This window comes from Actinoplanes aureus, from assembly GCF_015704865.1.
GTDB classification, from domain to species: domain Bacteria; phylum Actinomycetota; class Actinomycetes; order Mycobacteriales; family Micromonosporaceae; genus Actinoplanes; species Actinoplanes aureus.
Genome location: NZ_JADQTO010000004.1, coordinates 427865 through 447352 on the forward strand (window position 1 = coordinate 427865; position 19488 = coordinate 447352).

15 protein-coding genes are annotated in these 19488 nt (G+C 70.8%); 11 read left to right on the forward strand and 4 right to left on the reverse strand.

All coding sequences use genetic code 11. The annotated features are described in order from the left end of the window. The first annotated feature begins 22 nt into the window (after positions 1–22). From I4J89_RS10785 to I4J89_RS10830, 10 genes are all read left to right on the forward strand, one after another. Entirely contained in the window at positions 23–973 is a 951-nt protein-coding gene (locus I4J89_RS10785; protein ID WP_196413733.1) for an electron transfer flavoprotein subunit alpha/FixB family protein, read from the forward strand. A 534-nt stretch (positions 974–1507) separates the two neighbouring features. Next, positions 1508–2683, forward strand: a complete 1176-nt coding sequence (locus tag I4J89_RS10790; RefSeq protein ID WP_196413734.1) for a cysteine desulfurase family protein — start codon at positions 1508–1510, stop codon at positions 2681–2683. A 9-nt stretch (positions 2684–2692) separates the two neighbouring features. After that, positions 2693–3790, forward strand: coding sequence for a tRNA 2-thiouridine(34) synthase MnmA (gene mnmA / locus I4J89_RS10795; RefSeq protein WP_196413735.1), 1098 nt, complete (start codon positions 2693–2695; stop codon positions 3788–3790). Next, positions 3774–4772: a methionine synthase gene (locus I4J89_RS10800; protein ID WP_196413736.1), complete on the forward strand. Its 999-nt coding sequence runs from the start codon at positions 3774–3776 to the stop codon at positions 4770–4772. The genes mnmA and I4J89_RS10800 overlap by 17 nt, the downstream gene beginning before the upstream one ends. Before the next feature lie 34 nt (positions 4773–4806). Beyond that, positions 4807–7044, forward strand: coding sequence for an NAD-dependent DNA ligase LigA (gene ligA / locus I4J89_RS10805; protein WP_196413737.1), 2238 nt, complete (start codon positions 4807–4809; stop codon positions 7042–7044). 162 nt (positions 7045–7206) lie between these two features. Continuing rightward, complete coding sequence (locus tag I4J89_RS10810; RefSeq protein ID WP_373688117.1) at positions 7207–9435, forward strand: putative bifunctional diguanylate cyclase/phosphodiesterase; 2229 nt, start codon at positions 7207–7209, stop codon at positions 9433–9435. Then, the gene (gene gatC / locus I4J89_RS10815; protein ID WP_196413738.1) at positions 9408–9707 is read left to right on the forward strand and encodes an Asp-tRNA(Asn)/Glu-tRNA(Gln) amidotransferase subunit GatC; all 300 of its coding nucleotides are present in this window, start codon (positions 9408–9410) and stop codon (positions 9705–9707) included. Before I4J89_RS10810 ends, gatC begins: the two co-directional genes overlap by 28 nt. Before the next feature lie 6 nt (positions 9708–9713). Continuing rightward, positions 9714–11177, forward strand: a complete 1464-nt coding sequence (gene gatA, locus I4J89_RS10820; RefSeq protein ID WP_196413739.1) for an Asp-tRNA(Asn)/Glu-tRNA(Gln) amidotransferase subunit GatA — start codon at positions 9714–9716, stop codon at positions 11175–11177. 10 nt (positions 11178–11187) lie between these two features. Then, positions 11188–12666: an Asp-tRNA(Asn)/Glu-tRNA(Gln) amidotransferase subunit GatB gene (gene gatB / locus I4J89_RS10825; RefSeq protein WP_196413740.1), complete on the forward strand. Its 1479-nt coding sequence runs from the start codon at positions 11188–11190 to the stop codon at positions 12664–12666. 1238 nt (positions 12667–13904) lie between these two features. After that, on the forward strand, positions 13905–15164 hold the full coding sequence (locus I4J89_RS10830) for a pectate lyase (protein ID WP_196413741.1): 1260 nt from the start codon (positions 13905–13907) through the stop codon (positions 15162–15164). 16 nt (positions 15165–15180) lie between these two features. Here I4J89_RS10830 and I4J89_RS10835 read toward each other — a convergent pair whose 3' ends face one another. The 3 genes from I4J89_RS10835 to I4J89_RS10845 are packed head-to-tail and all read right to left on the reverse strand — an operon-like array spanning position 15181 to position 16983. Next, complete coding sequence (locus I4J89_RS10835; protein WP_196413742.1) at positions 15181–15843, reverse strand: response regulator; 663 nt, start codon at positions 15841–15843, stop codon at positions 15181–15183. Beyond that, a complete protein-coding gene (locus tag I4J89_RS10840; protein ID WP_196413743.1) occupies positions 15840–16157 on the reverse strand; it encodes a sensor histidine kinase in 318 nt (105 codons plus the stop codon). The genes I4J89_RS10835 and I4J89_RS10840 overlap by 4 nt, the downstream gene beginning before the upstream one ends. A 34-nt stretch (positions 16158–16191) precedes the next feature. Next, complete coding sequence (locus tag I4J89_RS10845; RefSeq protein ID WP_196413744.1) at positions 16192–16983, reverse strand: histidine kinase dimerization/phosphoacceptor domain-containing protein; 792 nt, start codon at positions 16981–16983, stop codon at positions 16192–16194. Positions 16984–17188: 205 nt separating this feature from the next. Between I4J89_RS10845 and I4J89_RS10850 the strand changes: the two genes are divergently transcribed. Further along, a complete protein-coding gene (locus tag I4J89_RS10850) occupies positions 17189–17854 on the forward strand; it encodes a hypothetical protein (RefSeq protein ID WP_196413745.1) in 666 nt (221 codons plus the stop codon). A 28-nt stretch (positions 17855–17882) separates the two neighbouring features. On the opposite strand, the gene I4J89_RS10855 is transcribed toward I4J89_RS10850, so the two are convergent. Next, on the reverse strand, positions 17883–19457 hold the full coding sequence (locus I4J89_RS10855; protein WP_196413746.1) for a metallophosphoesterase family protein: 1575 nt from the start codon (positions 19455–19457) through the stop codon (positions 17883–17885). Positions 19458–19488: the final 31 nt, after the last annotated feature.

Here is a 19488-nt window from a genome sequence, read left to right on the forward strand (position 1 = left end):
CGGGTCGAGGGGAATAGACACCATGGCTGAGGTATTGGTCGTCGTCGAGGCCTCGCAGGCTGCCGGCGTCAAGAAGGTCACGCTCGAGATGCTGACCATCGCCCGTGGGCTCGGTTCGCCGAGCGCGGTGGTCTTCGGTGACGCGGCGCAGCTTACCGACAAGCTGGCCGAGTTCGGTGCGGAGAAGATCTACGTGGCGTCCGGTGAGGACGTCGAGGGCTACCTGGTGGCGCCCAAGGCCACCGTGGTCGCCGAGCTGGTGAAGCGGGTGCAGCCGGCCGCCGTGCTGCTCGGCTCCACTCAGGAGGGCAAGGAGATCGCCGGACGCCTGGCGGTCAAGCTGGACAACGGCCTGCTCACCGACGCGGTCGCGGTCGAGGCCGACGGCACCGCCACCCAGGTGGTCTTCGCCGGTTCCACGATCGTCAAGTCCAAGGTCACCCGCGGCCTGCCGATCGTGACCATCCGCCCCAACTCGATCACCCCGGCGCCCGCCGCGGCCTCGCCGGCCGTCGAGCAGCTGACCGTCGCGGTCTCCGACCAGGACAAGCTGACCAAGGTGGTCGAGCGGGTCGCCGAGCAGAAGGGCTCCCGCCCCGAGCTCACCGAGGCGTCGATCGTCGTCTCCGGCGGCCGCGGCGTCGGCAACGCCGACAACTTCAAACTGGTCGAGGAGCTCGCCGACCTGCTCGGCGGCGCGGTCGGCGCGTCCCGCGCGGCGGTCGACTCCGGTTACTACCCGCACCAGTTCCAGGTCGGCCAGACCGGCAAGACGGTGTCGCCGCAGCTCTACGTCGCGCTCGGCATCTCCGGCGCGATCCAGCACCGGGCCGGCATGCAGACCTCGAAGACCATCGTCGCGGTCAACAAGGACGCCGAGGCGCCGATCTTCGAGCTCGCCGACTTCGGCGTGGTGGGCGATCTCTTCAAGATCGTGCCGCAGGCGGCCGACGAGATCCGCAAGCGCAAGTAGACATCTCGCTCCGAGGGAAAACGGCCCGGCGGTCTTCCGCCGGGCCGTCTCCTTTTCCGGTACGGGCGCCGCGTCCCGCCGAAGCCACACCTCCCGCCCTGCCGCGCGGCCACCTGCCCACTCACCGCCCCACCGCGCCCGCCGGGAAACGCCACGTGCCCCAGCCGAGTCCGGTCAGCTGCTCGCCATAGCGAGCCCGCACTCACGGCCCGACAGCCGCCCGCTGGAGAGCCTTCGTGGTCGGGGTCCAGGTCGGCCCACACTCAATGCTGTCTCAACGGCCTCAAGACAACACTCACGTTGGGCCAAGAAATCCGGACGTGATGGCCGCGCGGGGCGTTGGCGGCGGGTGAGGGTATGGGCGTGCTTGGGCCCGGCGGGCGCCGGGCGGCATGGAGTGGCAGGTGGTCGCGGGGGGACGGCGGGACGGCGGAAATCTCGGCGGGGAGGTGTGGGGCGTACCCCCGCATGGTTTTGATCTTCGCGGTAGGACGGCTGGGGGGTGCGCCGGGCGGAGGGCCTAAGCTGAAAGTGATGGCCTACCTGGATCATGCGGCGACCACGCCGATGCTTCCCGCCGCGCTGGACGCCTACGTCGCCGCGGCGCGGGAGGTCGGCAACCCGTCGTCCCTGCACGCCGCCGGGCGCGGCGCCCGGCGCCTGGTCGAGGAGTCGCGGGAGCGGATCGCCGCGGCGCTCAGCGCGCGCCCGTCCGAGGTGATTTTCACCGGTGGCGGCACGGAGAGTGACAACCTCGCCGTCAAGGGCATCTTCTGGGCACGGCGTGCGGCGCAGCCGGCGCGGGCCCGGGTGGTGGCCTCGGCGGTGGAGCATCACGCGGTGCTGGACGCGGTCGACTGGCTGGGCCGGCAGGAGGGCGCCGCGGTGGCGTCGCTGCCGGTGGACGGTGCCGGCCGGGTGGCACCGGAGACCCTCGCCGAGATGATCGACGAATACCGCGACGAGCTCGCGGTGATCAGCGTGCAGTGGGCGAACAACGAGGTCGGCACGGTGCAGCCGATCGCCGAGCTGGCGCGGATCGCGGCCGAGGCGGGTGTGCCGTTCCACACCGACGCGGTCCAGGCGGTCGGGCAGATCCCGGTGGATTTCGCGGCGAGCGGTGTCGCCGCGCTCACGGTGACCGGGCACAAGGTCGGCGGGCCGGTCGGGGTGGGTGCGTTGCTGCTGGGCCGCGAGGTGCCGTGCACGCCGCTGTTGCACGGCGGCGGCCAGGAGCGCGACGTGCGTTCCGGCACGCTGGACACGCCCGGTGTGGTCGCTTTCGCGACCGCGGTGGAGGCCGCGGTGAAGACCCGGGAGGAGTACGCGACGCGCCTCGCCGCCCTGCGCGACGAGCTGGTCGAGCGGGTACGCGCCGCGGTCCCCGACGCGATCTTCAACGGTTCCGTGGCCGACCGGCTGCCCGGTAACGCGCACTTCTCCTTCCCCGGCTGCGAGGGCGACGCGTTGCTGCTGCTCCTGGACGCGCAGGGGGTCTACTGCTCGACCGGTTCGGCCTGCTCCGCCGGGGTGGCGCAACCGAGTCACGTGCTGCTGGCGATGGGTGCGGACGACGCCCGGTCCCGGTCGTCGCTGCGCTTCACGCTCGGCCACGACAGCACCACGGCCGACGTGGACGCGCTGCTCGCGGCGCTGCCGGGTGCGGTGGAACGCGCCCGCCGGGCGGGTGCCTGGAAGACTCCCAGATAGGCTTTGCACATGCGAGTTCTTGCGGCCATGTCGGGCGGTGTCGATTCCGCGGTCGCCGCCGCGCGCGCTCGTGACGCCGGTCACGACGTCACCGGTGTGCACCTGGCGCTGGCCCGTAATCCACAGACGTTCCGGACCGGGGCGCGCGGCTGCTGCACCCTGGAGGATTCCCGGGACGCGCGCCGGGCCGCCGATGTGATCGGCATCCCGTTCTACGTGTGGGACATGGCCGAGGAGTTCCACGACAGCGTCGTCGACGACTTCGTGAACGAGTACGCGGCCGGGCGTACGCCGAATCCCTGCCTGCGCTGCAACGAGAAGATCAAGTTTGCTGCGGTGCTGGACCGTGCGGTCGCTCTGGGGTTCGACGCGGTCGTGACCGGCCACCACGCGCGGCTGGGTGCCGACGGCCTGCTGCGCCGCAGCGTCGATCTGCCCAAGGACCAGTCCTACGTCCTGGCCGTGCTGACCCGCTCGCAGCTGGAGCGGGCCGTCTTCCCGCTCGGTGACTCGACGAAGGAACAGGTGCGGGCCGAGGCCGCCGAACGTGGGCTGGCCGTGGCGGACAAGCCGGACTCGCACGACATCTGCTTCATCTCGGACGGGGACACCCGGGGCTTTCTGGAACGGCGGCTGGGGTCGGCGCCGGGCGACATCGTGGACGGGCGGAGCGGTGAGAAGCTCGGCACCCACAACGGCGCCTACGGGTTCACGATCGGCCAGCGCAAGGGCTTGGACCTGCGGGTTCCCGCCGCGGATGGCCGTCCTCGATACGTGTTGTCGATCACTCCGGTGACGAACACGGTGACCGTGGGTCCGCGCGAGGATCTCGAGGTGGACGTGGTGACCGCCGAACGCCCGATCTGGCATGAAATTTCGTCTGATGTCTCGTGCGAGGTGCAGCTGCGCGCCCACGGCGAGGTGGTGGCAGCGTCGGTCTCGGTGACTGAGGACGGCTTGACGGCTCGCCTGGAGTCGCCGGCCCGCGGAGTGGCGGCGGGGCAGGCGATCGTCGCCTACCGGCCGGACCCGGGCGGCGACATCGTGCTCGGCTCGGCGACGATCACCGCGGGCACCCGGGCGCCGGCCGATGTCGCCAATGCCTGACTTCCCCTGGCCGTCCGGGGCCGCGACCGGTATCGGCTCGTTGCCCGGCACCGACGTCGCCGAGTCCCTGCGGATCGTCCTCGGCGAGCTGCCGGACCTGCCGCACCTGCCCGAGCTGCCGGACCGCGGCCCGGGCGCCGACATGATCGGCCGGGGTGCCGGGTTCCTGGTGGAGCTGCCGGTCCAGCTGTACGCCGGCCGCTGGCAGACCGCGTCGCGACCCGGCACGGACCTTCGTCGCACCGCCGACCTGCTGGAACGCGACCTGGACCAGCTCACCGAGCAGGCCGACGGGTACACCGGGCCGCTGAAGGTGCAGGCACCCGGCCCGTGGACCCTCGCGGCGAACCTGGACCTGCCGATCGGCGGCCGGATGCTGCGCGACCCGGGAGCGGTACGTGATCTGACCGACTCGCTCGCCGAGGGACTCCGCCGGCACGTCGCGGACATCCGCAAGCGGGTCCCGGGCGCTTCGGTGCTGCTCCAGCTGGACGAGCCGTCGTTGCCGGCGGTGCTCGCCGGTCACGTGGCGACGGAGAGCGGGCTCTCCGCCTACCGGAAGGTCGACGGGCCGGACGCGGCGACACACCTGCGGGCCGTGGTGGAGACCGTCGGGGCACCGGTCGTGCTGCACTGCTGCGCTCCGGACCTGCCGTTGCAGGTGGTCCGGGACGCGCAAGCGGTCGCGGTCGCGCTCGACCTCTCGCTGATCAAGGATCTCGATCCGCTGGGTGAGGCGATCGAGGCCGGGCTGGGCGTCTTCGCCGGCGCCGCCGCCACGTCGGGCGCCGCGCGACCGGACTCCAAGGAGATCGCGGAACGGGTACGTACGCTCTGGCAGCGCCTCGGTTTCCCGGCCGCGCGCCTGCCACAGCAGGTGGTGATCACGCCGGCGTGCGGCCTGGCCGGAGCACCCGCCGGGTACGCTCGCGCGTTGCTCAAGGCGTGCACGGAGGCCGGCCGCCGCATCGCCGAGGTGTAGCTGCGCTCTAGGTTCACTGACACGGAGGTTCTCGGTGGTGGAAAAGTCTGTGGTGGAAGAGTCCACACCCGAGCCGGCGGCGGTGGGCAAGGAGCCGACCGCAGAGGCCGGCACCCGGCACGCCGAGCTCGCCGACGAGATCCGCGGCCATCAGTACCGGTATTACGTTCTCGACGCGCCGACGATCTCCGATCACGAGTTCGACGTACTGTTGCGCGAGCTGGAGGCGCTGGAGACCGAGTTCCCGGCGCTGCGCACCCCCGACTCGCCCACGCAGAACGTGGGCGGCACCTTCTCGACGCTGTTCACCTCGGTCGAGCACGCCGAGCGGATGATGTCGCTGGACAACGTCTTCAACTTCGACGAGCTGACCGCCTGGTCCGAGCGGACGGTGCGGGACGCCGGCGGCCCGGTGCGGTTCCTCTGCGAGCTCAAGGTCGACGGGCTGGCGATCAACCTCACCTATGAGAAGGGCCGGCTGGTCCGTGGCGCCACCCGCGGCGACGGCCGCACCGGTGAGGACGTGACGCCCAACGTGCGCACGATCCGGGAGATCCCGGAGCGGCTGGCCGGTGACGACGTCCCCGATCTGCTCGAGGTGCGCGGCGAGATCTACTTCCCCGGTGAGGCGTTCGCCGATCTCAACGCGAGCCTGGTCGAGCAGGGCAAGGCGCCGTTCGCCAACCCGCGCAACGCGGCCGCCGGCAGTCTCCGGCAGAAGGACCCGAGGGTCACCGCCTCCCGCGGCCTGCGGATGGTCGTGCACGGCATCGGCGCCCGGGAGGGCTTCCACCCGGTGTCTCAGTCGCATGCCTACGAGGCGTTGAAGGCGTGGGGGCTGCCCACCAGCGAGCGGTGGAAACTGGTCGACGACATGGCCGCCGTCCGCGACTTCATCGAGTATTACGGGAAGCACCGCCATGACGTCGAGCACGAGATCGACGGCGTGGTGGTCAAGGTCGACGAGGTGGCCCTCCAGGGCCGGCTGGGCTCGACGAGCCGGGCGCCACGCTGGGCGATCGCGTTCAAGTACCCGCCGGAGGAGGTCACCACCAAGCTGCTCGACATCGCGGTGAACGTGGGCCGGACCGGCCGCGTCACGCCGTACGCGGTGTTGGAGCCGGTGAAGGTGGCCGGTTCGGTGGTCGCACAGGCCACTTTGCACAACGCCCAGGAGGTCGTACGCAAGGGCGTGCTGATCGGCGACACCGTGGTGCTCCGCAAGGCCGGTGACGTGATCCCGGAGATCCTCGGCCCGGTCGTGGACCTGCGGCCGGAGGACGCCCGGGCGTTCGTGATGCCGACCGAGTGCCCGGCCTGCGGCACCCCGCTGGCGCCGGCCAAGGAGAGCGACGTCGACATCCGCTGCCCCAACGCGGAGTCGTGCATCGGGCAGCTCCGGGAGCGGCTCAGCTATGTGGGCAGCCGCGACGTGCTCGACATCGAGGTGCTCGGCGCGAAAGCGGCCTGGGCTCTGTTCGACTCCGGGGTGCTGCACAACGAGGGCGACCTGTTCAGCCTGACCGAGGAGGACCTGCGCCGGGTCCCGTTCTTCGTCAAACAGAACGGTGAGCTCAGCACCAACGCCGGCAAGATGCTGCAGAGCCTGGCGGAGGCGAGATCGCGCCCGCTGGCGCGGGTGCTCATCGCCCTCTCGATCCGGCATGTCGGCCCGACCGCGGCGCAGGCCCTGGCCGTGGAGTTCGGCTCGATGACGGCGCTGGAGGAGATGCTCGCCAAGACCGCAGCCCAGCCAGAGGTCGTGGCGGCGACCGCTGAGGCCGCCGCGGCCGCCGAAGCGACCGACGCCGAGGCGGCGGAGTCGGCCAAGCGGCAGGCCAAGGCGGTCGACCCACTCGCCGCGGTCGACGGCGTCGGCCCGATCATCGCGGACAGCCTTCGCGAGTGGTTCACCGTGCCCTGGCACCGGGAGATCATCCGCAAGTGGCGCGAGGCCGGGGTCAAGATGGCGGACGAGCGGGTGGAGACCGGCCCGCGCCCGCTGGAGGGCCTGACCATGGTGGTCACCGGGACGCTCGCCGGTTATACCCGCGACCAGGCGGCCGAGGCGATCACCACGCGCGGCGGCAAGGTGAGCGGCTCGGTGTCCAAGAAGACCGGGTTCGTGGTGGTGGGCGACAACCCCGGCAGCAAGTACGACAAGGCCGTCGCCCTCAAGGTGCCGGTGCTGGACGAGGCCGGGTTCGCCGTGCTGCTCGCCGAGGGCCCGGAAGCGGCTCGATCAGTCGCCGAGGTGACACCCGAGTCCTGATGCGGTGGCCGGGGTTCGCGGTCACCCTTACGGGGGAATCGTGACGGTTATCACGTGTAGGAGCTTATGACGGTTTAGTAACGCATAGGTGCTTAAGAGCAAAAAACACCATATGGATCTATGGTGTAGGCGATCGGTGATCGAGGCCATCGTGGAGGTCGCATGGATGCCGCTCGCCCTCGCATGGCCGGATTCCGGACCGCCCCCAAGGTGGCCCGGATCGATCCCGGCCTGGGCACCTCCGGCCGGCGGCCGGTCGGCAGGAGGCCAACCGGCCACCACCCTGCCGACCTTGACGCGGCCCGCCAGCTCAGTGGTGTTCCGCTTGACGACCGGGAGCCAGGCGGCCCGCGCCACCGGCGCACCATCCTCATCACGACGATCGTCGCCGTCGCCGGAGCGCTGACGCTCTGGGCGGCCGATCCCGGATCCTTCGCCGGCCTGCCGGCCGGCTTCTGGACGATGGCGCTGCTCGCGATCGCCGCCGACGCCCGCCCCTATCTGGTGCCCGGCCGCCGGGCCAGCGCCGTCGTCCTGCCCTCGATCTGCTTCACCTTCGCGATCCTGCTGGCCTGGGGTGGCCCGCCGGCGCTGGCCGTCCAGCTGGTCGCGGTGACCGTCGCCGGCGTACGGATCCGGCATTCGCTGCGCCGCACCCTGCATCTGGCGCTTCAGCACGCCGTCGCGCTCGGCGCGGCGGCCGGTGTCGCCGCTGCCGCGTCGCTGCGGATCGGCACCGGGCCCGGCTGGGGCGACGCCGTGCTCACCGTCGCCGCCGCGGCCGCCTGGATCGCCGCCCGGTACGTGGTCGCCGCCCTGGTCCGGCGCTGGACCAGTGAGGGCCGCCCGGGTGGCCGGCCGAAACGGCACGGGGTGCACGCCGATCTGCTGGCCACCGCCGCGCTGCTGCTCCTCGGCCCGGTGGTGCTGGTCGCCGCGCACGTCAGCCCGGCTCTGCTGCCGCTGGCCCTGCTGGCGTTGCACGCGGTGCACCGGATGGTCCGCTGGGCCGGCGAGTCGGAGCGGGCCGCCCGGTTCGACGCCCTGACCGGCCTGCCGAACCGCCGGGCGTTGCAGGCCGCGATGACCGAGCGCGCCCCGGACCGTCGCCGCGCGCTGCTGCTGCTCGACCTGGACCGGTTCCGTACGGTCAACGACGCCCTCGGCCACGGCGCCGGCGACCACCTGCTGACCCGGGTGGCGGACCGGCTCGCCGCCGCGGTGCCCGCCCACGACCTGGTCGTCCGGCTCGGCGGTGACGAGTTCGCGGTGCTCGCCACCCGGGTCGAGGGTCCGGCCGCGGCCCGCCGGATCGCGCAGCACCTGGCCGAGACGCTGAGCCGCCCGTTCCCGATGGACGGCACGCCGGTCGAGCTGAGCGCGTCGATCGGGATAGCGCTGCAGTCCGGCCGTCGTGACGGCGGCACCCTGCTGCGCGAGGCGGAGGCCGCGATGTACGAGGCCAAGCAGCGCGGCGACCAGATCGCGGTGCACGGCCCGGATGCCGCTCACCACTCGCCGGAGCGGCTGGCCCTTCTCGCCGACCTGCGTACCGCGCTGCGGCGGGACTCGCCCGACGACGGGATCGTGCTCTTCTACCAGCCGCAGATCGCCATCGCGACCGGCGAGGTGATCGGTGTGGAGGCGTTGCTGCGCTGGCGGCATCCGGAGCGCGGCACGGTCGGCCCGGAGGAACTGCTCCGGGTGGCCGAGCCCACCCCGGTGATGCGGTTGCTGACCAACCGGGTGCTGGAGGAGGTGATCGCGCAGCTGGCCGCATGGCAGAAACAGAAGAAGCCGCTGCGGGCCGCGGTCAACGTCAGCGCCCGCGACCTGCACGCCGGGGACATCGCGGATCGGGTCGCCGGGCTCCTGCACCGCTACGCGGTCCCGGCCGAGCTGCTCCAGCTGGAGATCACCGAGAGTGCCCTGATGGCCGACCCGCACCGGGTGCTGGACACCACCACCCGGCTGAGCCGGATGGGCGTCGCGATCTCCCTGGACGACTTCGGCACCGGCTACTCGTCGTTGCAGCATCTGCGCCGGCTGCCGCTCTCCGAGGTGAAGATCGATCGTTCGTTCGTCCTGGGTATGGCGACGGACCGGGGCGACGCGGCGATCGTGCGCTCGGTCATCGGCCTGGCCGAGGCGCTCGGTCTGCGTGCGGTCGCCGAGGGTGTGGAGGACGAGGCCACCTGGCGGCTGCTCGCCGCCGCCGGTTGTCACACCGCGCAGGGCTGGTTCCACGCTCGCCCGATGCCGGCCGCCGATCTCGCCGAGTGGCTGGGCCGGTACCGGCCGGTCCAGCCCCGGAAAATAGACTCAGGGTTCGCAGGCAAACCGTCAAACAATGAGGGGGCAGGATGGCCGCCATCTCCCGCGAAGAGGTAGCGCATCTGGCGCGCCTGTCGCGGCTCGCCGTGACCGAGGAAGAGCTCGATCGATTCGCGGGACAGCTCGATGTGATCCTGCAGTCGGTCGCGCGGGTCGGTGAGGTGGCCGCGGAGGAGATCCCGCCGACCTCGCACTCGGTTCCGCTGACCAATGTGTACCGCGACGACGTCCCCACTCCGAGCCTGACGCAGGACGAGGCGCTGTCCGGCGCTCCGGACGCGTACGAGGGCCGGTTCCGGGTGCCGCGCATCCTGGACGAGGAGGACTGATCGATCGTGAGTGACCTGACCAGGATGTCCGCGGCTGATCTCAGCAAGTTGATCACCGCGAAGCAGGTCTCGGCCGTCGAGGTCGCCACCGCGCACCTCGATCGCATCGCCGCGGTCGATGATCGAGTGCACGCGTTCCTCCACGTGGACCGGGAGGGCGCCCTCGAAGCGGCGGCCGCGGTCGACCGCGGGGAGATCACCGGTCCGCTGGCCGGTGTGCCGATCGCGGTCAAGGACGTGGTGACCACCAAGGGCATCCCGACCACCGCGGCCTCGAAGATCCTCGAGGGCTGGAAGCCGCCGTACGACGCGACGATCGTCGAGCGGCTGAAGAAGGCCGGCATGCCGATCCTCGGCAAGACCAACATGGACGAGTTCGCCATGGGGTCGTCGACCGAGTACAGCGCCTACGGCCCGACGAACAACCCGTGGGACCTGGGCCGGATCCCGGGCGGCTCCGGTGGTGGCTCGGCCGCCGCTATCGCCGCTTACGAGGCCCCGCTCGCAATCGGCACCGACACCGGCGGCTCGATCCGCCAGCCCGGTGCGGTGACCGGAACGGTCGGCGCCAAGCCCACCTACGGCGGCACCTCCCGCTACGGCTTGATCGCCTTCTCCTCCTCGCTGGACACCCCGGGTCCGTGTGCGCGGACCGTCGAGGACACCGCCCTGCTGCACGCGGTGATCGCCGGGCACGACCCGCGTGACTCGACGTCGATCAACCAGGCGGTGCCGGACGTCGTGCGAGCCGCCCAGATCGGCAAAAATGGGGATCTGTCCGGCGTCAAGCTGGGCGTCGTCAAGGAGTTCACCGGCGACGGCTCCGAGCCCGGCGTGAGCGCCGCGTTCAAGGAGTCCCTGGAAGCCCTGGTCAAGCTGGGCGCCGAGGTCGTCGAGGTGTCCTGCCCGCACTTCCAGTACGCCCTCCCGGCCTACTACCTGATCGCCCCCAGCGAGTGCTCCTCGAACCTGGCCCGCTTCGACGGCGTCCGCTACGGCCTCCGCGAGGGCGACGACGGCAACCGCTCGCTCGAGGAGGTCATGTCGCTGACCCGCGAGGCCGGCTTCGGCCCCGAGGTGAAGCGCCGGATCATCATCGGCACCTACGCCCTGTCGTCGGGTTACTACGACGCCTACTACGGGCAGGCGCAGAAGGTCCGCACCCTGATCACCCGGGACTTCCAGTCCGCGTTCGAGAAGGTCGACGTGCTCGTCTCGCCGACCACACCGTTCGTGGCGTTCCCATTCGGGTCGCGTACCTCCGACCCGTACCAGATGTACCTCGCCGACCTCTTCACCATCCCGACGAACCTGTACGGCGGCCCGGCCATCTCGGTACCGTGCGGACTCTCCGAGGGCCTGCCGGTCGGCTTCCAGATCATGGCGCCGACGATGGCCGACGACCGGATGTACCGGGTCGCCGCCGCTCTCGAGTCCGCCGTCGGCACGCTCACCCCGCCGGCCCTGTGAGGGAGAACCGATGAGCTACGAAGAGATCCTCACCCGGTACGAGCCGGTGATCGGCCTGGAGACGCACGTCGAGCTGGGCACCAGAACCAAGATGTTCTGCGGCTGCAAGACCGACTTCGGCGCCGAGCCGAACACTCAGGTCTGCCCGGTCTGCCTGGCCCTGCCGGGCGCGCTGCCGGTGGCCAACCGGGCCGGCATCGAGGCGACCATCCGGATCGGCCTCGCGCTGAACTGCGACATCGCCGAGTGGTGCCGGATGGCCCGGAAGAACTACTTCTACCCGGACATGCCGAAGAACTTCCAGACGTCCCAGTACGACGAGCCGCTCTGCACCGACGGCTACGTCGACGTGACCGTGGACGGCAAGGAGTACCGGATCGGCATCGAGCGGGTGCACCTCGAGGAGGACACCGGCAAGACGCTGCACGTCGGCGGCGCCACCGGCCGCATCCACGGCGCCACCGAGTCGCTCGTCGACTACAACCGGGCCGGCATCCCGCTCGTCGAGATCGTCACGAAGCCGGTCCCCGGCCTCGGCGAACTCGCCCCCGAGGTGGCCAAGGCCTACGTGGCCGAGCTGCGCGACATCATCCGCTCCCTCGGCGTCTCCGACGTGCGCATGGAGCAGGGCTCGCTGCGCTGCGACGTGAACACCTCGCTGAACCGGCCGGGGGAGGAGTGGGGCACGCGTACCGAGACCAAGAACGTCAACAGCCTCCGCTCGGTCGAACGCGCCGTCCGCTCCGAGATCATCCGCCAGTCCGGCATCCTCGACGAGGGCGGCAAGATCTTCCAGGAGACCCGGCACTTCCAGGAGACCACCGGCGACACCCGTCCCGGCCGCTCCAAGGAGACGGCGACCGACTACCGCTACTTCCCGGAGCCCGACCTGGTCCCGATCGCGCCGGACCCGGCGTGGGTGGCCGAGCTGCGCGCCGGCCTCCCGGAGAGGCCCAGCGCCAAGCGGGCCCGGCTCCGCCTCGAATGGGGAATGAGCGAACTCGACATGCAGTCGGCCGCCAACGCCGGGGCCGTCGAACTGATCGAGGAGACCATCGCGGCCGGCGCGTCCCCGGCGGGCGCCCGCAAGTGGTGGCTCGGCGAACTGGCCCGGCGCGCCAACGAACAGAGCATCGACCTGGCCGAGGTCGGCGCCACGCCGGCGCAGGTCGCGGCCCTGCAGAAGCTGGTCGACGAGGGCAAGCTGAACGACAAGCTGGCCCGCGCGGTCCTGGAAGGCGTCGTGGCCGGCGAAGGCGACCCGGCCGCCGTGATGGCCGCGCGCGGCCTCGAGGTGGTCAACGACACCGGCGCGCTCACCGCGGCGGTGGACGAGGCGATCGCCGCCAACCCGGACATCGCGGCCAAGATCCGCGACGGCAAGGTGGCGGCGGCGGGCGCCCTGGTGGGCGCGGTCATGAAAACCACGCGCGGTCAGGCAGACGCCAAGGCCGTCCGCGACCTCATCCTTGCCCGGCTCGGCGCTTAAACCTTTCATCAGTACGCGTAACCGCCCGGTCCCCGCTTCGGCGAGGCCGGGCGGTGCCGTACCCGGCCTTGTCTCCCCGCTGCCGGGCTGATGCGGTGGTCCTGCCTTTCTCCCTGGTGGCGCTGCGCATTTGTTCTCACGCTCGCGAGGTGGGGACGGTTTTGGGGCGGCGATGGCCCACTCCGGGCGGTCAGGCTTGATCCCTGCGTGGACCATCACCGCCCCAAAACCTTGCCTACTCACCCTCCGCAGCGCGGCTCGCGGCCGGCAGATTCCAGCACTCGTTCGCAGCCGGCGGTTTCCGGCACCCGTTCCGCAGCGGCGGTTGCCGGCACCCATTCCGTTGCCGGCGGCTCCGGCACCCTTTCCGCAGCGCGCGCTGCTGCACCGGGCGGCCACCTTCGTGAACAGCCGGGCGCGCGGCGGCTCCGGCCTCCTTTCGCAGCGGGCGGGTTCCGGACGCGTTTCGGCAGCCGGCGGCTTTCCGGCAGGCCACCGTGACCGGCGGTTCTGGCATGCGCTTCCGACAGCCAGCGGACTTTGGCCTCGATCCGTCCACTGTGCTCGGCGCACCCCTGTGGCCCCGGCCGTCTTCTACACAACCGGCACCCTCCGACACGTGGTAGAGCGACGGCTGAGGGCCCAGCCGTCGTCTACGCCTATGCCCCGACAGCCGTTCGACGAGGTGGAAGCGTGACGGCTGGGCGGGCCGAGCCGTCGCTGGCGTACCTTGTCTGGCTCGTCAGTGGGTGGGGGTCTGGCGTGTGTTGCCTGTTGGTGGGGTGTTGTGGTTGCCCGCGCTGCGCGTTGACCTTGGCGTTGTTCGGCGAGCGCGTTTGCGGGTTGGTGGCGGGAGCCGCGCTGTGGAGGGTGAGTAGGCAAGGTTTTGGGCGGTGATGGTCCACGCAGGGATCAAGCCTGACCGCCCGGAGTGGGCCATCGCCGCCCAAACCGTCCCCGCTCGCGAGCGTGACCAAGCCGCACCGCGCAACCGAGGCGCAGTTCGTTATCGGCCGTCATTGCGGGGGTGTGTGGGAGCGTTCCCACTGGTGATGGGATGTTCGCTAACAGAAGGGCGTTTGCAGCAAATGGCTGCAACAAACTGCAAATGCGCATTCTCTTGACGGGCCAAGTTGTTAGCGACAACATCGATGGACATCTGTTCTGTAGTGAGCCGGGCACGCGAGGAAGACCCCCAGTGCGCGGCGTTTCCCCATGCCTCGGACGGAGAGGAAACCATGAGCGAGACCAGAAGACGACGGCGCTGGGCGGCGGTGGCGGTCACGGTGCTGACGACTGTCGGCCTCGGTGCGGCCGGTGTGGTCACGGCCCAGCAAGCGAGCGCGGCCACCATCGACCTCAACGCCTACTACGTGCTGAAGAATCAGCACAGTGGCAAGGTGCTGGACGTCTGGAACCTCTCCACCGCCGATGGCGCGGTCATCAACCAGTGGTCGCAGAACAACGGCGACTGGCAGCAATTCAAGTTCCTCGACATGGGCAGCGGCAACTACCGGCTGCAGGCCAAGCACAGCGGCAAGGTGCTCAACGTTCAGGGGGCTTCGACGGCCAACGGCGCGCAGATCATCCAGTCCAACGGTGACAAGAACGCGACCAGCCAGCAGTGGAGGATCCAGGACATCGGCAGCAACATTCAGCTGATCAACCGGAACAGCGGCAAGGCCCTGGAGGTCTTCGAGTGGTCGACCGCTGACGGTGGCAACGTGGTGCAGTACGACGACCAGAACTTCGCCAACCAGCAGTGGCAGCTCATCAAGATGGGCAGCAGCGGCGGGGGCGGCGGCACCGGTCCGACCACGCCGTGGCCCAGCGAGACCGGCAGCGTGAAGGTGAACGCCACCATCAGCGTCTCGTCGAGCGGGCTGGACGGCGGCAACAAGCGGTACTACGGCATCGGTGACGGCGGGCAGAGCGAGAGCCAGGACCCGATGTTCAAGCTCGCCAACGGCGCCACCCTGTCGAACGTGATCATCGGTGCCCCGGCCGGTGACGGCGTGCACTGCGACGGCAACTGCACGCTGCGCAACGTGTGGTGGCTGGATGTGGGTGAGGACGCGGCGACGTTCCGCGGCGGCAGCTCGACGGTGGCCACCGTTGATGGCGGCGGTGCGCGGTCGGCGTCGGACAAGGTGTTCCAGCACAACGGTGGCGGCACGCTGACCATCAAGAACTTTCAGGTCACGAACTTCGGCAAGCTGTACCGGTCGTGCGGCAACTGCTCGACGCAGTACAAGCGGACCGTCGTCGTGCAGAACGTGCGGCTCACCGCCCCGGGTGGCTCGGTGGTCGGCATCAACACCAACTACGGCGACACCGCCACGCTCAGCGGCATCAACATCGTCGGCGACAGCTCGAAGAAGATCTCCATCTGTGACCGGTTCACCGGCAACAGCAGCGGGGACGAGCCGACCAAGACCGGTTCCGGCCCGGACGGTACGTACTGCCGCTACTCGACCTCCGACATCACCTACTCCTGAGGGAAGGCGGCCGGGATCAGTGCGATCCCGGCCGCACCAGCCCGCTCTCGTACGCGAAAGCCACCGCCTGCACCCGGTCCCGCAGCCCGAGCTTCATCAACATCCGCGACAGGTACGTCTTGACCGTCGCCTCCCTGAGATACAGCTCCGCGGCGATCTCGGCGTTGGACAGTCCGCGGGCCACCAGCCGCAGCACGTCGGTCTCCCGGTCGGTCAGTTCGCCGAGCCGTGAGGCGTGGGCCGGGTCGTGCTGCGGCGCCGTGGCCAGTGACTGGATGACCCGCAGGGTGACCGCGGGGTCGAGCAGACCACGACCGTCGGCGACCGTGCGTACCGCGTCCAGCAGCTGCTCCGGCGGCGACACCTTGAGCAGGAAACCGCTGGCCCCGGCCCGGAGCGCCCCGGTCACGTAGCTGTCCTCGTCGAACGTGGTCAGCACGATGATCCGCGTCGCGGGCAGTTCCTCGATGATCCGCCGGGTCGCCTCGATGCCGTCGACCCGTGGCATCCGGATGTCGATGAGAAGCACGTCCGGCCTGGTCCGCAGGACCACGGAGACCGCTTCGGCGCCGTCCGACGCCTCGCCGACGACCTCGATGTCCGGCTGGTAGTCGAGCAGCATGCGCAGCCCGGCCCGGATCATCCCCTCGTCGTCGGCGAGTACGACACGGATCGTCATCGGGTCCTCCTGATCGGGAAGGTGGCACAGACCGCATAGCCGCCGGACGGGCGCGGGCCGGCGCGCAGGGCACCGCCGAAGAGCCCGACCCGTTCCCGCATCCCGATCAGCCCGTGGCCGCCCACGGTGGCGTCGGGGACGACGGAATCTGACGGATCGTTGGTCACCTCGACGGTGAGCGTGTCGCCGCTGTGGCACAGGCGGAGCCGGGTGGGCACGAGACCGGCGTGCCGCAGCACGTTTGACAGTGCCTCCTGCGCGATCCGGTAGGCCGACACGTCCAGGCTTCGCGGAAGGTCGAAGTCACCGACCACCTCCAGCTCGACGGGGAGCCCGGCTGCGCGTACGTCATCGAGCAGCTCGTCGATGTGCCGCAGTGACGGCTGCGGCGCGTGCCTCGGCTTCGGCCTCGTCGCGCAGGATGCCGACCAGGCCGCGCAGTTCCTGCACCGATTGGCGGCCCAGCCGTTCCACGCCGAGCAGGACCTCGCTCTCCATCGGCCGGTCGTCCATCCGGGTACGCAGCACCCCGATCTGCAGGACCATCACGCTCACCGAGTGCGCTACCGCGTCGTGGATCTCCCGCGCGATCCGCTGCCGCTCCTCCATGACCACGGCGCGGTCCCGGGCTTCCCGTTCGGCGTCCAGGGCCGCGGCGAGGCGGGCCAGTTCGTCGCCGCGGTTGCGTTCCCGCCGCACCACCTGGCCGACCCACCAGGACACCCAGTACAGCGTGCCGAAGAACAGCGACTCCCACGCCGACTGCCCACCGGCGAGCACCGCGACCACGGCCATCAGGTGCCCGCCGGCCGGGCCGGTCCAGCGGTGTCGGCCGGTCTGGCGGTAGCCGAGCCACCCGTACGCCAGCAGCAGCGCCACCACGGTCGTACCCGGCGGCCCGGGTATCCCCAGAGCGACCACGGCCGGGAAGGTGGCGGACATCAGCAGCGCTCCGCCGAGCGGTGACCAGGCGGCCAGCACCGCCGCCACGGCGGTGATCGCGACGCTGACCGCCGGGGCGAGGGGCGCCGCCTGATACGCCTGGTCCAGCGTCACCTCGGCCACGCCCAGCACGGTGAGCAGCACCGCCGCGCCGATCGGCAGCGTGCGCCAGGGCGCCGGTACGTGCGGAGAAGGCATGTGGATCACGGTAGCCAGCCGGGATGACGGTGCGGATCAGCCTGCTGGTGGACAGCCGGGCCCTCGCTCGTCCGCCGTGTGACGGACGAGCGGGCGGCGCCGGCCAGCCGCGCGGCGGGGCTCGATCAAGCCCGTGGAAGGCATCGCCGGCACCGGTGCGAGACCTAAGTTTTCCCAGGTCAACGACAACCGAGGAGAACTGATCATGACTGTGACCGCACCTGTTGCCGCCCTTGACAACCCGGCTCGTCGAGTCCTGTGGCGGACCGGCGCCGCGTCCCTGATCGCCGGACCGCTGCTGTTCTTCGCCGGCAGCGTCACCGCGCCGGCGCAGGACTCCGAGACCCAGGCCGGCTACGTCGAATCGCTGGCCCGCGACCCGATGCTGACGCAGGTGTCCGCGCTGCTGCTGCACTACGGCAACATCTTCATCGGCGTCGGCGCGCTACTGCTCCCGCTGCTGGTTCGTGGCCGTAAGGGCGCCGTCGTCACGATCGTCGGTTCGCTGATGATGGCGCTCGGCTTCCTTAACATCTCCGGCAATCTGCTCAGCGACTGGTGGATCATGGAGCTGGGCCGGAACCTGCCGATCGAGCAGGCGGTCGCTCTCGCCGAGGGTGCTCTGGGCCACGGGCTGCTGCAGGTCTGGAACTTCACCGAGATGCTGTCCCTGCTCGGCGTGGTCGTGGCGCAGGTCGGGCTGGCCCGGGCCGGTGTGATCGGCTGGTGGGCCGTTCCGCTCCCGGTGGTCTGCCTGCTCGGCGCGTTCGCGCTGCCGCTGAGCATGCCGCTGTTGATCTCCGCCGTGGTGGGCGCTGCCTTCGCGCCGCTGGTCGTGGCCGGTATCCGGGCGATGCGCCGCCCGGCCTGAGCAGACCGCCCAGGCCACCGGGAACATGTCACCGACTGGGTTGGCTCACCGGTACGGACGCGGCCGGTGCGGGCTCCTCGTCGAGGCCGACCACGTTGCGCTGCATCTCCACGTTCGACTGGCCGGTCCCGCCGAGCTGGATGTCGTCGTACGCCTTGAGCTCGTTGTTCTCGTCGAAGTACAGGACCGACAGGCTCAGCGGCGTCGGCTCCTCCTCCTCGAGCCCGCGCAGCCCGGCCCCACCGGTCGACCCCTCGATCATGAGCCGGGTCGTCATCGGTGGCAGGGGTGCGGCCGACGGCACCGGGGACGGTGCGGCCGACGCCGACGGCGACGGGGCCGGCGCCTCCGGGGCGGGCAGCACACTCACCTCGCGCTGGTGCCGGTGCCCGGCCAGCACCAGCGGCACCACCCCGGAGAGCGGCTGCGCCATGGCCGGATCGTGAACCAGGGCGATGTCCACCTGCTTGCCGGAGCCGCGGATCGTGGTCGCCAGCCGCTCACCCGCCGCGCTCAGCAGCTCGGGGCCGGAGTCGTCCCCGGCCTCGTTCGTCTCGCTCTTGTCCGGGGTGAACTGCGGGTCGCCGATCCCGGCGATGGTCAGCCCGTCCACCTCGGTGAGGGCGTTGTCCAGGACCACCGCGTTGCTCTGCGCGTCCACCGCGGCCTGGATCGCCGCCGAGTCGTGGTTGCCCCGCACGTAGATGTACGGCACCTGGATCGACGGGATCGAGGCGACGTATCCGGTCTCGGCGCTGCTGCCCCAGTCGACGATGTCCCCGGTGTCGATCACCGCATCGATCTCGAAGGTCTCCACCACGGTCCGGATCAAGCCCCAGGAGGACGGGTTGAGGTGCAGGTCGGAGACGTGCAGCAGACGGGTGGTGTTGCCGGCCGGCTCGTAGACCGGCAGCGTCGCGATCGTCGAGTAGACCCGGCTGACGTTACCGACGATGGCCTGCAGCTGCTCGGCGTACCGCCCGTAGTTGTCCGCGATCCGCCGGGCGTCGCCGACCACCGCGGGTGCGTTGATCAGCAGTCCCTCGTACCGCGGCTCGCTGATCGCGTCCGGTCGCAGCGTGCCCGCCGCCAGGCCCAGGCTGCCGGTGGTGATCACCAGCGCGGTCACGCCGGCCGCCGCCGTGCGGCGGACGTCGCGGAAGATGACGGCGGCCAGGATCAGCGCGCTGAGCACGGCCAGCCCGAGGGTACGCAGCCCGAGGCGGGACACCCCGGCCACCACCTCGTCGACCGCCCGGTCACCGGCCGAGCTGAGCGCCGACGGGTTGTCGATCAAGGCCTCGGTACGGCTCTGGTCCAGCGAGCCGAGGGCCACCTTGAGGTGCAGCGGCCCGGAGTGGCTGTCCAGGTGCAGCGAACCGAGCGGCGGGATGTCCACCTCGGTGCCGCCGTGGACGGACGGCGAGATGGACATCTCGGCGCTGAACGGGCCCACGTTGAGGTCGGCGTGCGCGAAGAGCATCACACCGATCACCGAGCCGACGACGCTGACCAGGCCCACCGTGGCGGCGATCCCGGTACGCCGTACCCAGCGGTGCCGGATCACCCGGCCGGCCCGATGCCGGAGTTCGCGCAGTTTCATAAGGGGCACACCCTGCCCGGACCGGTGCGGA

What these genes read in the sequence shown, in the direction of transcription:
- I4J89_RS10785 (WP_196413733.1), top strand. Translation starts at nt 23, where the DNA reads ATGGCTGAGGTATTGGTCGTCGTCGAGGCCTCGCAGGCTGCCGGCGTC.
- I4J89_RS10790 (WP_196413734.1), top strand. Translation starts at nt 1,508, where the DNA reads ATGGCCTACCTGGATCATGCGGCGACCACGCCGATGCTTCCCGCCGCG.
- mnmA (WP_196413735.1), top strand. Translation starts at nt 2,693, where the DNA reads ATGCGAGTTCTTGCGGCCATGTCGGGCGGTGTCGATTCCGCGGTCGCC.
- I4J89_RS10800 (WP_196413736.1), top strand. Translation starts at nt 3,774, where the DNA reads ATGTCGCCAATGCCTGACTTCCCCTGGCCGTCCGGGGCCGCGACCGGT.
- I4J89_RS10810 (WP_373688117.1), top strand. Translation starts at nt 7,207, where the DNA reads ATGGATGCCGCTCGCCCTCGCATGGCCGGATTCCGGACCGCCCCCAAG.
- gatC (WP_196413738.1), top strand. Translation starts at nt 9,408, where the DNA reads ATGGCCGCCATCTCCCGCGAAGAGGTAGCGCATCTGGCGCGCCTGTCG.
- gatB (WP_196413740.1), top strand. Translation starts at nt 11,188, where the DNA reads ATGAGCTACGAAGAGATCCTCACCCGGTACGAGCCGGTGATCGGCCTG.
- I4J89_RS10830 (WP_196413741.1), top strand. Translation starts at nt 13,905, where the DNA reads ATGAGCGAGACCAGAAGACGACGGCGCTGGGCGGCGGTGGCGGTCACG.
- I4J89_RS10835 (WP_196413742.1), bottom strand. Translation starts at nt 15,843, where the DNA reads ATGACGATCCGTGTCGTACTCGCCGACGACGAGGGGATGATCCGGGCC.
- I4J89_RS10845 (WP_196413744.1), bottom strand. Translation starts at nt 16,983, where the DNA reads ATGCCTTCTCCGCACGTACCGGCGCCCTGGCGCACGCTGCCGATCGGC.
- I4J89_RS10850 (WP_196413745.1), top strand. Translation starts at nt 17,189, where the DNA reads ATGACTGTGACCGCACCTGTTGCCGCCCTTGACAACCCGGCTCGTCGA.
- I4J89_RS10855 (WP_196413746.1), bottom strand. Translation starts at nt 19,457, where the DNA reads ATGAAACTGCGCGAACTCCGGCATCGGGCCGGCCGGGTGATCCGGCAC.